The sequence below is a fragment of the Paenibacillus sp. MAEPY2 genome (assembly GCF_000499205.1).
Lineage (GTDB): Bacteria > Bacillota > Bacilli > Paenibacillales > Paenibacillaceae > Paenibacillus > Paenibacillus vandeheii.
In genome coordinates this window covers 150,448-164,654 of record NZ_AWUK01000021.1, presented here as the reverse complement: position 1 = coordinate 164,654, position 14,207 = coordinate 150,448, and the positions used below count along the sequence as shown (strand labels likewise).

General features: G+C 45.7%; 14 protein-coding genes. 11 read left to right on the top strand and 3 right to left on the bottom strand.

Annotated elements, in window-relative coordinates:
- The first annotated feature begins 210 nt into the window (after positions 1-210).
- From P364_RS0117955 to P364_RS0117925, 6 genes are all read left to right on the top strand, one after another.
- Positions 211-1,899: a DUF6138 family protein gene (locus P364_RS0117955; RefSeq protein WP_024631470.1), complete on the top strand. Its 1,689-nt coding sequence runs from the start codon at positions 211-213 to the stop codon at positions 1,897-1,899.
- 59 nt (positions 1,900-1,958) lie between these two features.
- Positions 1,959-3,005: a hypothetical protein gene (locus tag P364_RS0117950; RefSeq protein WP_024631469.1), complete on the top strand. Its 1,047-nt coding sequence runs from the start codon at positions 1,959-1,961 to the stop codon at positions 3,003-3,005.
- 199 nt (positions 3,006-3,204) lie between these two features.
- Entirely contained in the window at positions 3,205-4,011 is an 807-nt protein-coding gene (locus tag P364_RS0117945) for a hypothetical protein (protein ID WP_024631468.1), read from the top strand.
- 41 nt (positions 4,012-4,052) lie between these two features.
- Positions 4,053-5,015, top strand: coding sequence for a hypothetical protein (locus P364_RS38265; protein ID WP_024631467.1), 963 nt, complete (start codon positions 4,053-4,055; stop codon positions 5,013-5,015).
- Complete coding sequence (locus P364_RS0117930; RefSeq protein ID WP_442952278.1) at positions 5,016-5,750, top strand: hypothetical protein; 735 nt, start codon at positions 5,016-5,018, stop codon at positions 5,748-5,750.
- An 18-nt stretch (positions 5,751-5,768) separates the two neighbouring features.
- Positions 5,769-6,038 (top strand): DUF4176 domain-containing protein, encoded by a 270-nt coding sequence (locus tag P364_RS0117925; protein ID WP_024631465.1) that lies wholly within the window; start codon positions 5,769-5,771, stop codon positions 6,036-6,038.
- 95 nt (positions 6,039-6,133) lie between these two features.
- Here the strand turns inward: P364_RS0117925 and P364_RS0117920 are convergent, their stop codons facing one another.
- The 3 genes from P364_RS0117920 to P364_RS0117910 form a co-directional block, all read right to left on the bottom strand.
- Positions 6,134-6,409 carry a WXG100 family type VII secretion target gene (locus P364_RS0117920; protein ID WP_024631464.1) on the bottom strand — a complete coding sequence of 92 codons (276 nt, stop codon included), beginning with the start codon at positions 6,407-6,409 and terminating at the stop codon, positions 6,134-6,136.
- A 226-nt stretch (positions 6,410-6,635) separates the two neighbouring features.
- Positions 6,636-7,742 carry a stalk domain-containing protein gene (locus P364_RS0117915; protein ID WP_029881071.1) on the bottom strand — a complete coding sequence of 369 codons (1,107 nt, stop codon included), beginning with the start codon at positions 7,740-7,742 and terminating at the stop codon, positions 6,636-6,638.
- A gap of 414 nt (positions 7,743-8,156) precedes the next feature.
- Positions 8,157-8,363: a hypothetical protein gene (locus P364_RS0117910; RefSeq protein WP_024631462.1), complete on the bottom strand. Its 207-nt coding sequence runs from the start codon at positions 8,361-8,363 to the stop codon at positions 8,157-8,159.
- A 329-nt stretch (positions 8,364-8,692) separates the two neighbouring features.
- On the opposite strand from P364_RS0117910, the gene P364_RS0117905 reads away from it, so the two are divergent.
- The 5 genes from P364_RS0117905 (at position 8,693) to P364_RS0117885 (ending at position 14,054) form a co-directional block, all read left to right on the top strand.
- Complete coding sequence (locus tag P364_RS0117905; RefSeq protein WP_024631461.1) at positions 8,693-10,321, top strand: copper amine oxidase N-terminal domain-containing protein; 1,629 nt, start codon at positions 8,693-8,695, stop codon at positions 10,319-10,321.
- Between the two features lie 262 nt (positions 10,322-10,583).
- Positions 10,584-11,036, top strand: coding sequence for a disulfide oxidoreductase (locus P364_RS0117900; RefSeq protein ID WP_024631460.1), 453 nt, complete (start codon positions 10,584-10,586; stop codon positions 11,034-11,036).
- 17 nt (positions 11,037-11,053) lie between these two features.
- Positions 11,054-11,497 carry a FixH family protein gene (locus tag P364_RS0117895; RefSeq protein WP_024631459.1) on the top strand — a complete coding sequence of 148 codons (444 nt, stop codon included), beginning with the start codon at positions 11,054-11,056 and terminating at the stop codon, positions 11,495-11,497.
- A gap of 89 nt (positions 11,498-11,586) precedes the next feature.
- On the top strand, positions 11,587-12,567 hold the full coding sequence (locus P364_RS0117890; RefSeq protein ID WP_024631458.1) for a LacI family DNA-binding transcriptional regulator: 981 nt from the start codon (positions 11,587-11,589) through the stop codon (positions 12,565-12,567).
- Positions 12,568-12,731: 164 nt separating this feature from the next.
- Complete coding sequence (locus P364_RS0117885; protein ID WP_024631457.1) at positions 12,732-14,054, top strand: ABC transporter substrate-binding protein; 1,323 nt, start codon at positions 12,732-12,734, stop codon at positions 14,052-14,054.
- Positions 14,055-14,207 lie beyond the last annotated feature (153 nt).

Genomic DNA, 14,207 nt, shown 5'->3' with positions numbered 1-14,207 from the left:
GGATCATTCTTTTTTCAGCGAACAACCGTGCGTAAGACTTATTGTTCCGGGTGAGCTTGAGAGAGTAAAATAATAGGTGGAACTACGAACGTATATACGTATTTTATATAGATGGTATGCGAAGTTATCAGAGATTAGTAGGAGCTTTTTGGGCAGAAGACGTTAGTGGACATCAGCAGACATTAGATAAATGGGAAGGCGGTCGAGAGGATGAGTACACTCTATGATCAGGCAATGGAAGAGATGATTGCGGTAATTCATGAATGGTTTGAGGAACAGATGAAGCGGAATGACCTGGAAAAGGCTGTGAAGCGAACAACACTGCAAATGGGGATCTTTAATGATATTTTGCTGGATTACAGACCTGGACGGACCACGGTAGACAGTGTGGATCTTGGATTAGATGAAGGATTCAAATCGAAGAAAACGGGTCCTTTTACCGAGGAACAGGTGCGAAATGAAATCCAGCCCAAGCTTGTAGAAGTCGTTCAAGAGAAATTGGACAAGTTGGTGGATACAGCGTTGATCGACTATCGGTTTACCTTTCGCGGGAAATTCCCCACGACAGAAGGAAAACTTCAAGTGACCATGCTCGAATACAACAACGAAGGGAAAAGGCAGCAGCTGCTTGAGCGCATTCATACATACGTAGACCAAAAGCTGCTGAAAGGTTCATATCCAACAAAGCCGTTGGAATCCTTTTTTCTGACGCGTCATCTGCTTGATCCAAAATTGTTTCCTGAACTGAACGTAGCGTGGACTATAGCGCAATATGACCGGATTCAGGAGTTAAATAAAGGGCGTCAGGAAGCCCTGGCGGAGCATCGTGGTGATATTATCCGTGCGATAACGTCGTGGGCGGAGAATTATTTTTTGCCACAATACTTTGATGTACAGCCTTCAGCGTACAGCGCCAATGTATATACACTTAAGCCAGGTGCTTCTTTGGAGGAAGACGAAGCTCAGAGTGAGCATGAGAAGCACGTGGCACAGCCCATTGATCTGCTGCTATATGCAGCCGTAATGATTCTTCGTTATGAGCCTAGTTACAGTAAACCGAAAGGCCTTACTTTCTTGGAGCTGGCCAAACAATTGGGCAGCAGCCGTGCGGTTCGCATGATGACGGAAGGTAGCGGAACCTATGCCAAGGAAGATATTCATGTGAAAAATGAGCTGGTGGAGTTCACCGCGAACGATGTGTTCTCGATGATTACCATCCACATTCGCAAGGAAGAAGCAGCTGCCTACGAACAGGCCATTGCTTTTATCATCCGTCTGTTGAAGCAGGGCTTTCCAAAAAGCTATAAGATCAAGCTCAAATCCAGCGTAAAGCAATACCTGCCGATTAAAGGACTCGCGAAGTCGGATACGCATCGCTTTTTTGCTAACGCATTATCATATCCAGAGCTGTTACCGCTTCTTGAAGAATATGCACGTGAAGCCATTGAAGAATTCGAATTTTACGAGGATACCGAAGGTGAGAAAAGCTGTATGCCAGGCAGCTACGCAACATTCGGACTTGGGCTGACAGATGAGCGGTATTTCCCTTTGGTTGAATATTATATGGGCCAAGTAGATGATGAGCATCAGCTGGTACAGGATAAGTTCACCGTTGCCTTTACGGAGACACATGGTGTTACGGTTAGTTCTATACCTGCGTTAGTTGCTTGCTTGCGACGTTCTACGGATTATCTGAAGCTCAAGATCCAGCCGGAACTGGAAAATGAAGAGAAGCTTGAGCCTTTGGTGAATCAGTTGCAAAAGCTGGAGTCTTATGAAGTGGAGCGAGCGCTATATCCGATCTGGGGCAAGGTGGAGAAGCTTGCAACGCTGGCCCGCAAGGCCGACGGAAGACGGAAAGAATTGCTATTAGAACTGTTAAAGGCGGCTGGGAAATAAGGGTATGCCCGTGAGGGCTTTAAGGTAGTTGAGGGCAAAAGTGAAAGGTGGGAGAGTGCGTGGAAGCATTAAATCGGGAGGCATGGAAAGGATTATCTGCTCAGGAAAAAGAGGAACTATTGCGTGGTTTGGTTAGTCATTTTCCCGTAGGTATGCAGTATAAAGGATTAGAGACATTTGAACGATACGATCAGGGAATCGAGACAGGTGTATTTTCATATGATGAGCAGAAATTTGTGTTTGTGCCTGGTGACCGGGTAATACTCGGGTGGAATCGCTGGCAGGATGGGATGAACGACGAGACTTCCGCGGATTTGCTGGAGACGGTCAGTGAGTATGGTGTGGAGAATGTGGATTCTTTTTTATGTAGCCAGATGTCTCCTGTGAGAGAAGTCCATATTGCGCCCATGTTAGTGGAGTGCAGCAACCATTCCCTTGGCTGGATTGAAGTGACGGAAGCTGAAGCGGTAGCGCAGGAGAATGCCTGTTTGGCAGAAGAGTTGGAGAAATTTAAGCTGTCCGATCTGAACCAATATGAACTGCATCAAGAATTCCGTCTGGTACGTCAAGGTGAGGCAGTGCAGATTTTTTCGTTCAATGAAGATTTAACACTGGATTACCTCATCAAGGAAGAAGAAAAATCGGGTTTTGGTTTACTAACTGAAGATGAGTGGGAGTATCTGTATGGAGGTGGCTGCCGCACATTATTTCCATGGGGAGACAGCTTTGACTACACGATGAAATTAAAGCATTTTGGGAGCCTCGAAGCGGTTGAGGGAAGAGTGGATGAATGGGCAGAGCCGGGCCGTTCCCTATTGGAAGAGGATGAGCGTCCATATGATCTGGAGCTGCCCAACTTTTTTGGTATCCAGTTTGCAGGAGATCCCTATACGTATGAACTTACGGTTGATGCATCTGGAACCATGATACCCAAAGGGGGCGACGGTGGCGCAATGATCTGTGGTGGCATGGGACTGTTGGTTGGTTTTCTGCCCGCTGCAGCCGTATACTATCGTGATGGTAATGCTGGTGAGTTGGACTGGGAGGAAATGATCGATTATATGAATTATCGGAGAGTGATCCGTTTAGCCGATTGGGCAAGGTGAATTTTATAGTGGACAAATTAGTAGGGGGACGGTGTCATTTGCTGTGCCTCTATGCATTTTTTGGGTAAATATAATCAGGTTAATCACCCCAATATCAGGAGCGAGGGCGCATTGAGTGCAGTTGTATAACCTTTTACAATAAAATGATAGACCTTTTCCATAACATGTTTAACCTATACTAAGGAAAAGAGGGAATGTCTTGCCTTCATATACATCGTTTGAATGTTCCGGCCGAGAGGCCTTGTTTCTGTTTCAACTGATGAATATTCCCGAAGCTGACCAGCTTATCAGAGATCTGAATGATCCCCCATTGGAGGGTAAGCAGGCGGAGTGCATGTATAAACAAGTTGTTAACCGTCTGGTTAAAGATAGTGTCATTGAAGTAGAAGGTGGACAAGTCACTATAGATCCGCAAGTACATAACCTGCTGATGGGGTGTAAGCTCAGTAGTGCAGTTACCCGACTTGATCTGCATATTGCGGATGGTGAATCGTCCGTGATTTATGGTTTTTTGTCAGGCATGCAAATTGTTGAATGGGTATGGACACCCACACGGGATCAGGCGTTACTGTCTTCTTTCGAAGAATTGCAGGATCTGTTCCAACTCATGGGAAACCGGATCGAGTTGCCCGATACGGCAGAGGAAATGATGCGCACACCCATTCAGGCAGAAACGTTGCAGCAGCTATCCGCGTTACCGATTGGATCGGACTTCGAGACCATGCAATCGATTCTACAGCAGGACCATCATCTCAATGAATCGTTGATCAACGAGCTATCCCATGCTTTTTCGACGATCCGGAGAAGGGGGCAATTTGACGTGTACACTCGTGGCACGGAGGGTAAGTCGCAAACCATTTATTTTCTGGGCAGTACCGATGGCAATTGGTTATTCCTAGAAGGTAACGATACAGATCTGACCGCATTCAAGGTGACCGAAGAAGAGTTGGTGCAGAGTCTGTTTTTGCTAACGACACGTTCATTATCTATGTTGCCTGCGGTTTAAACAGGTGGAAGCATCTTCTTAAGTCGAAGGAGGAAGTCCAGTTGACCAAAATTATCATGAAAGCGGAGTACCTGAACTCCCTCGCACAGCAGATTGAACAGGTTACCGCACAACTGCAGCAGGTAGATGGCGCTCTGCAACGTTCCATTCAGGGTGCAGCCTGGCAGTCTGGGAATCGTCAAACCATCATTGGGTTATACCAGACACACCAGCAGCGGTTTCAGAACGCTGGAGAGAATATGCAGCAACTGGCGGCATTTGTGAAAACCACCCGTGAGCGAATGGAACAAGAGGATCAGTCAGGTGGTACATTTGGGCTGACCGGAATTAATCCATTCGCTCCATTCGATGGACCGGGAAGCACGGTAGGAACACTGACAGGAGCTGCGGCTGTTGCACGGTTGGGATATCGCGTAAAAAACGGATTTATGGTCAAGCCGCAGCTGGACCGGAATACGCCACGTATTTTGGTTCGTGAAAGCTACGACTCGGTCAAAGATAACAAGATTGTGAACGGAAGACCCAGAGACTACAAAATTCACTATGTCCGTGACATTGAAGCCAAACTTACCAATGGAACCGCTACCCCGCAGATTAAGGAAATAGCCTCTATGGTCAAGCCGGGTTATGCGGTCAAGTCTGCATTAACGGACAAGTTGGGATGGGCAAGTGTTGGCATTGATGTCTTCACAGATACCCAGGAGAACATTAGCCATAATGCGACTAGTGACAAAATTGCTGGAGATATCATCGGTAATGTTGTTGTCGGCGGCGCAACAACCGTTGGCGCAACACTCCTGACAGCGGCTATTCTGCCTGCTGCAGCACCTGTGTTGGCAGTAGGCGCAGTTGGTTTGGGCGTATCCGTAGGCCTGACTTATCTTGCGGAAGGGGTAACGATGAATATGGATCTGGACGGCGATGGGAAGGATGATTCTGTGAAGGATGTCGTTAAGCATGGTGCGAAGAAAGCCTGGTCTACAGTAGCGGGGTGGTTTAAATAAATGGCAAGCAAAAAACGTAAAAATTCAACGACCGGTACCACGGTTTCTGCAATGTACGAAGGAACGTCCTATCACCGGGAGACGTTCGAAAACTATCTGGCTGTATATGCGGTAGAGGGCATTCGGTTCAGTGCGGGTACGCTGGTACTTTTCTTTCTTAACATATTTCTGTTGATTCCCGTGTTCAGTGTTCCGTTCCAACCCGTATACGCTTATATTCTCCTGCCGCTGCTGGTGGTGATGAATGTGTGGGCCGTCGCCTTGATCGTAACACCACGAAAGTTGCAGCTGAATTATGTCCTGTTTCGGGGTGTGTTTGGGATCGTCTGTTCTTTGGGCTTTATGATTATTGTGCAAAAGTTCGCATACGGCATGTTGGGCTTCACAACGCCGTGGTACGCCATTGGATCGTTTGTCTTATATGGATTTGCCTTATATCAGTATGCGAAGTTTCATTTGCGTAAACTGCGACAGTCCCCTCACCGAAAAAAAGGGGAAATGGGCTCCAGAATGCCAGTCGCTATGTTAACGATGTTAACGGGAGCTGGATATCTTCTGGCCAACATTTCACTGGCTTTTATTACGCAGCAGACCGTAGCTGTTGTGCTCATGTGTGTGTACATTATGCTGGCTTTTGTCGTATTTCACTTTATTATGGATGTACACCGATATTACTGGCTTCGCCGGGTGTTGAACAAGTCTAATGAAGTTCATGCCAATAAAAACATAAAATGATAAAGGAGCATGATCACTATGGAAAAAGAAACATCCACTTTACTGCCCAATGGCTCCGTCATCCTTTTAAAAGAAGGCACCAAAAAGCTAATCATCTATGGACGCAAGCAAATGTTGATGACGGAAACACCACGTCAGTTCGATTATATTGGCTGTTTGTATCCGGAAGGGTATATCAATGCGGATTATACGTATGTATTTAATCATGAAGATATCGAAAAGATCATTTTCAGGGGTTATGCCGATGAGGAAGAAGAGGCGTTTGCTGTAAGTTTGAGTGAATCATAGAAATCTCAAAAAGCCATGGCCTTGAAAGAATGATAAATCATCATCTTCGGGTACATGGTTTTTTTGATGCAATGTGATGTGACATGTGTTTTGCTTTATCGGGACTGATCTACTTCACGAAAACGGGTCGCCGTCTGCTGAAGACTATTGCTTGTCTCCTGCAATCCACGCAAATAATGGCTCATAGACGTTATGCTACCATTTATTCGTTGTAAAAACTCACGCTGGCGCTCACCTTCCCACTGACCTTCAGACTGGTCAATTATCGTTTTGAGCTGCGCAAGGATATCATGTCCGTTTTGCGAGGCCTTGTTGAATTCACCCGCAAGTTGCTGCAGTTCCTCCGGGGATAGATCGATCCGCTGGTCCATTATGATCTACTCCTTATCTTTTCTTCTGTTAAATGCAGTATACTTCATTATAACGTTATTCAATATGAAATGAATCTGGACAAAAGCCTTGTTTTTAGAATCATAGCGATCATTTGGAATAGGACAAAGCACACATCAAATCTGTCCCTCATCAGGAAGAACGGAATGATGTGTGTTTGTTATGGTGTATGATTTTCAAAGTGATTCCTTAATTTTAAATTCGAAATTATTTCACTTTTTGCACAGATACCGCCATTTGCTCCAGCTGTGTGTGAGTTAATGCGTTTTTTGGCGAGCTGAGGGTCACATAACGATCATCCAGTTTGAATGTCAGCATATCGGTTTGATCCGGTGTATACCATTTGGCGGTAACGCCGTTGGGCAGTTTTACATTTTTGCCGTCATAGCTGAAGGAATAGTCTTTGGGTGAAACTGTCACGTTCATGTGATTAAAAACAAAATTTACGCCGTCCCCGCCAGCACCTACACTTTTAAACGTATCCCCGGCAATCATATGTTGTGGTGCGTAAGCAGTCTCAAATCCTTGGAATTTTGCAAATGCTTTGCGGATGGCAGCCGACTGTTCTTGTGTATATTTCACATCAGCGAACCCGGTAACGCCCTGATCGTTGCCTTGTACCTTTTGCACAGATACAGCCACTTGCTGGAGCTGAGCTTGAGTCAGCTTATGATCCGGTGAGCTAATCGTAACGTAACGATCATCCAGTTTGAACGTGAGCATACCCGTTTGATCCGGTGTGTACCATTTGGCTGAGACGCCATTAGACAGTTTTACGTCTTTACCATTGTAACCGTCCGAATAATCTCTTGGAGACACACCCACTTTCATATGACTGAACGTAAAGCTTACGCCGTCTTCTCCAGCTCCTACACTCTTGAACGTATCACCTGCAATCATTTGCTGAGGAGCGTAAGCTGCCTCGAAACCATCGAACTGTGCAAATGCCTTTTGAATGGCTTCTTTTTGCGCTGCGCTATAGGTTACATTACTCAAAGTGGAAGGATTGCTTGTAGCTTCTCCGATAATGACCTGTCCTTTTTTGCCGTCATACGATACAGGTACATGCAGCGCATCAGCAATGGCACGTACAGGCAGATAAGTGGAATTGTTGTAAGTGATTGGAGCCAGTTTGTTGCCATTGCCATCCGTTGGTGAGTACGCCGCACCGTCTACATTGAAGCTGATACCGTGGTTAAGATATGCCGAGATTTTCTCCAATTGAGTACCAGCGAATACACCCGTTGCTCCTGTTAATGTCATGCCCAATACCATCATCGTTGCTGCGGATTTCTTCAAGTTTTTCTTCATCATATATCTCTCCTTTAAATTTTGTTATTTATAATGGCTTGCTGTCCTTATGGCTTTATATTACCCGCTGAACATATCCAGAATAATTCTGAATTATCTCCAACTTGTAAACATGTGTAAGGATCTTGCCATTTGAAATTTGTTATATACAGAGGAGAGCACTCACATTATAGATGATGGAGAAGCAAGGAGTGAGAAGCAGGAGAGATTGTAGCTGACTTTGAGCAGGGATATGCACAGGGAGGTAATTCGTTCAGCAGGACAAGCCTGTACGAACAAATGCATTTGTGGGTGGTACGTGGACTCTTGAACGTCATAAGAGAGAGAGGAATGGTTCGCCAAACCATCCCATATGTACAACGAAACCTTCAATTACTCAAAAAGTTCAAACATGTACTTTGCGGAGAGTAAGGTTATTCAGTTGAATAAATACAGGACGAAACCGCCTATGCCGAGAACGATGGCACCAACGTATACATAGGTAAGTTTGCTCAAATTTTGCTTGGTCCTGCGATCATACTCGGGGTTGCTGGTCTGATTCGCTTTCGAATTCCCGATGATCATTGTAGCAATACCACCGAACAGGGCAATACCAATAATTAAAATATAGGGTAGCAATGTCATGCGATGACCTCCTTCATTGAAATCAATCGTTCTGTTCATTGTACTTCAGGTTCACCTTGGATGTAAGCTTTTATTGATAAATATAGGAAAATAAAGTTCTTCACTTACAGTATGTATGTAGTGCTGAATGGAGCGGATCAATATAATTTTAAAATTTTAAATTTGAGATAAACCTTGTTGTGGCACGCATTCGCGGCTTTCCTGGACGGAGGCGGCGATTTTTTTTGCCCAGAGAGGTGATCCAGATGGAAGAACTCTACGTTACACCCTATGAAGACGACGACGAGGAAACAAAGGATAAACAAAACTAACCGAGGAGTGAACACGTAATGAAAATGAAGAAATTTATCGCACCCATGCTGAGCTTGACGTTATTGATGCCAGGAATCGCCGGGGCTGCTTCAGCACCACAGACACCGATGACAACGATGAAGGCAAGTGTTAATACACCTGCTGCTGACCTGAGAGCGAGCTTGGATCATCTGTTATCCGAACACTTTGCACTCGCAGTAACCGCAATGGCGAAAGCGTATGACGGAGCAAAAGATGCGGACGCAGCTTACAAAGCACTCGACCAAAATGCATTGGATATGCAGCCGGCAATCGCTTCCCTTTACGGTGATGCAGGAGCCAAAGAATTCGAACGCATCTTCCGCGCTCATAACAAATATACAGACGATCTTGTGAAAGCAACTAAAATGGGCAACCAGGCTGGGATCAAACAGGCACAGGATAACATCAATGGTTTTGTAGAAGAATTCTCTACATTCCTGAGCACCGCAACCGAAGGCAAATTGCCAAAAGCAGCAGCCAAAAATGCTTTGAAAGTACATGAAGATCTCGTGCAAAAAGTATTTGATGAATATGTCGCTGGTGACTACGCAGATGCATACAAAGCGTATCGTGAAGGCTTCAAAGAAATGTTCGACGTGAGTAAAGCACTTTCCACAGCAATCACAACACAAATGCCTGAGAAATTCGAGAATAGCAAAGCAGATACACCAGCAGCTGATCTGAGATCCGCATTGAATCACTTGGCTTCCGAGCACTTTGCTCTGTCGGCTCTGCAAATGCAAGAGCAATATGATGGTCGCCCAGCAGCATCGAATGCACTGGTTACAGCTGAAGCTGGAAACACAGCGGATTTCAAAGCAGCGATCGCTTCCATTTACGGTAACGACGGTGCAAATGCGTTCGAGAAAATTTGGGTAACCAACCATGTAAATGCACAAAGCGACTATGTAACAGCCGTTAAAAACAATGATGCAGCGGCTCGTGCAGCTGTCGAAAAACGTATTGATGGATTCACGACGGAGTTCGCGACATTCCTGGATTCCGCAACTGCAGGTAACCTGCCGAAAGCTGCCGGACAACAAGCACTGACTACACATGAGAAGCAAGTGCAGCAAGTATTGGATCAATACGCTGCGGCTAACTACGAAGGTTCGCACACCACCAACCGTGAAGGATTCAAAGTTATGTTTGGTGTAGGTCAAGCCCTTGGTAATGCAATCGTGACGCAATTCAACGACAAATTCCAAGAGCAGCCCACGACACCGACAATGCCCGAAACAGATACAACTACTGTATGGATGCAACTGAACAGCAAAATGCTGAAAATCAATGACAAAACAACCAATATGGACACAACACCAATGCTCTGGAAAAACACAACCTACATTCCACTGCGTTTCCTGAGTGAAGGAATTGGTGCAACTGTGAAATGGGATAAAAAAGCACAGCAAGTAACCGTAATGGCTGGTAATGATACGCTGATATTCTGGGTGAACAACAACGTTATGGAAGTGAACAGCATGAAGAAAAATGTAGGTGCAACGGTCTTTGTAAACAAAGATGGACGTACACAAGTGCCACTGCGTTTCATCGCTGAGCTTCTTGGCTGGGATGTAAAATGGGCTCAAAAAGATGGTTCCATCACACTGACTAAATCAATGTAATCGCTATTTATAAAAGAAGAACGAAAAGGCTGCCCCATACGGCAGCTTTTTTCCGTTTCAGCGGCTTCACCTGGACGCAAAAAGACCACATCAAAATATTCAAATATTTGGTATAATCAGGGGAGTCAGCAACCTCACCGAAACGTCTATATGGATCACGGTACGGTTATGGACTGTACATAATTGTAACACTAGCCCGTTGGAGTCATGTATGTTGTATTATTATTCGGTATGATCAAACAAGAAAAGGGGGTTCAAGCGGATGGACACAGCTTCAAAGCCTGAGGGACGGGCAAAAAACATTGATACCCGTCTGTTTATTGCCTGGGCTGTATCAGTCATTGCGACTGGAGGCAGCCTTTATTTTAGTGAGATTAAGGGATACATCCCCTGTGATCTGTGCTGGTTCCAACGGATCTTTATGTATCCGTTAACGATTTTACTGGGGATTGCCTACTTCAAGGATGATGTGGGCATCACCAAATATGTTCTTCCGCTTAGTTTCATTGGGGGCGGAATCTCGTTATATCATGTAACGATTCAGCGTATTTACTCCGCTACGGGGAGTTCAGTGGCATGTGGACAAATTCCGTGTTATACCGATTACTTGAACTGGTTTGGTTTTATTACGATACCGTTACTTGCACTGATCGCATTTATCATCATTATTGTGATGCTGTGGGGAATTGGCAAAACACCAAAATCTTCTTCATAAGAAAGGACAGATAATTGATGAGCGGACAAGTCCGTTGGTTCATGCCCTTCATCATTCTGACCCTCCTGATTGCGGGATGCTCCTATGAGGAGCAGTCCCAGTCTGGTGAGATGCCGGAGATGATCAAAGTACAGCTGGTGGTCCCTGACAAGGCTTCTCTCCATAAGCCTGTGACCTTGCAGGTGAAGCTTACTCAGGGTGAAGTGCCGGTAAGCGATGCGGATCAAGTTCAATTCCAGATATGGGATGAGCTTGAGGATGCCCCGGCAGTCTCGCCTGAACTAGGAATGATGACAGAGGATAAGCTGGAGGAACAAGGCGCCTTGAAGGCAAGCGAGGTAGAGAATGGTCTGTATGAGGTGCAGTATACTTTTGAGCAGGCAGGTACGTATGTGGTTCAGGCCCATGTGACACATGGGGCCATGCATAGTATGCCCAGAGCGAAGATCCAGGCGAAGTAAAGAGCAGACTGGCGTGCGGATTGGTTTGGGGCTGAAAATACGTATATAATTATTAAGATATGAAGAATGTTGTAGGAAAAGAGGTTGTTATGGCAACAATTCATGATGTTGCACTCAAAGCAGGCGTTTCCGTAACTACCGTGTCGCGTGTATTGAACAATCGGGGTTACATCAGTCAGAAGACTCGGGATAAAGTGTACCAAACCATGAACGAACTGAATTATCGTCCCAATGAAATTGCCCGTTCTCTGCTGCGCAAGCAGTCCAACGTCATTGGCTTGATTATTCCTGATGTTTCACATCCGTTTTTTGGTGAACTGGCAAATTATATTGAGTATTATGCATACCGGAACGGGTTAAAAATGATGCTGTGCAACTCGCACATGGACCCTTCCAAAGAGCGAGAGTACGTGGAGATGCTCAAGGGGAATCGGGTGGACGGCATTATTATGGGCAGTCATACGCTCGAAGTGGATGAGTACATGAATCTGCATTCTCCCATCGTTACATTGGACCGACAGATTAGTACTGACATCCCGTTCATCTCATCTGATAATTATCAGGGTGGGGTTATGGCAGCCGAATTGCTGCTCTCCAAGGGCAGACGACACGTGGCGCATATCTGCGGCAATCTAGGGCTGCAAATGCTGTCTAATCGCAGAACTACAGGTTTCACGGACACACTGAAGGCACATGGAATCCAGCCGGTCATGATCCATGAAACCGACCTGAATGTGTTCAGTCAGCATCAGTATACCGAATTGGTCGGAAAACTGCTTGCTCAGCATCCCGAAGTGGATGGACTGTTCGTAACCAGTGATCTGATGGCCATTCATGCCTTGAAGCAAATCGTGCTTCATGGTCGCAAAGTTCCCGAGGATATCGCAATTGTTGGTTATGACGACATCCAGGCGGCGGGTTACGCGATGCCAGGAATTACAACCATAAGGCAGCCAATGGAGGCCATGGCTGAGCTAGCCGTAGAGTTGATCCGAGGCCAGATCGCTGAGGAGGAAATCGGGATGGAGCATATATTGCCAGTCACACTGGTGGAGAGAGAGACGACCTAAACAAGGTCGTTTTTTGCATGCTTTTATTCGTCTATACATTCTAATAATTAATGGAAAGGTAACTTATTTATTTTTATGTCAAACGATTGACATGTCAAACCTTTGACACTATAATCAATTTTGTAAGCGGTTCCTTTTATATTATTGAACGGGGGCAATAACAGATGAAAAAAGAATGGAAATGGATGAAATTATCAGTCTTATCATTGGTTATGGTAGTTATTCTTTCGGCATGTGGCGGTGCCAAGTCAGGAGCGGGAACGGAGTCATCGTCCGCATCCGGTGATATTGTCAAAATTACACTGCTGAATTCCAAAGCTGAAATAAACAGTCAGTTGGAGCAGGCAGCAAAGGATTTTCAATCTGAGAACCCTAATATAACACTGGAAATCGTACCTGTAGGAAGTGGGCAATCTCCTTTTGAGAAAGCCTCGGCGCTCTATGCATCTGGCAATCCGACAACAATGATGATGCTGGATACAGGAGATGTTGAGAAATTCAAGGACCGTGTCATGGACCTTACCTCTGAAAAGTGGATGAAGGATGCCGTCGAAAATAGCACCACGGCAACAACATTTGAGGAGAAAAATTATGCATTTCCACTCTCCATTGAAGGATATGGTTTCATCTACAACCAGAAGATACTGGATCAGGCCGTAGGCGGCACATTTGATCCCCAATCGGTGCAAACCACTGCACAGCTCGATGAATTGTTTCAGAAGATTGCAGCAACCGGAAAATCACCCTTAATTGTATCACCTATGGATTGGTCGCTTGGCGCCCACTATCTGGCACTTGCATATGGCGGACAGTCTCCGGATCGCGCCAAAGTGGATCAGTTCATAAGTGATCTGAAAGCAGGTACAGTGGATTTGGCTTCCAACGCTGTATTCAATGGCTTGATGGATACGTTCGATCTGATGAAGACCTATAACATCGACAAAGCCTCCCCGTTGTCCGGGACGTATGAGCGTGGACCCGAAGTACTGGGTAAAGGCGAGGTTGGCATCTGGTTTCAAGGCAACTGGGCATGGCCGCAAATTCACAGCTTTGATACCGCGGATGGACAATATGGCTTCCTACCGGTTCCTATAAGCAACAATCCCGATGATTTTGGCAACACGCAAATTTCTGCAGCCGTATCCAAACGCATTCTGATCGACAAGGAAAAAAGCACACCAGCGCAGCAGGAAGCTGCGAAAAAATTTCTGGACTGGATAGTCTATGAGGCTAAAGGTCAAGATTTCCTGGTGAATCAGGCCAGCGTCATTCCTGCATTCAGCAATATTACACTTGAACCGGCTGATCCGCTGGGCAAGTCGATTAGTGAATACATTAAGGCAGGCAAAATTGAGGAATCGATGAGCGCGCTTCCAGCTGACCATTGGTCCAAACTGGGTGCTTCCATGCAGAAATATTTGGCTGATGTGATTGACCGTAATGGACTCGCCAAGGAAATTCAAGATTATTGGACCAACGTGAAATAAACTGGAGCAGCGTTAGGGCATAGATAAAAGCAACTCTTTATCTGTTGTCCACCGGGTTTTGGATGCTTCACATAGAGAATGGTGGGGATATCGGGGACACTAGTCGGGCGGGAGATCAACTTTCCGCGCCCGCTTCGTCTTCGGGCAACCGAC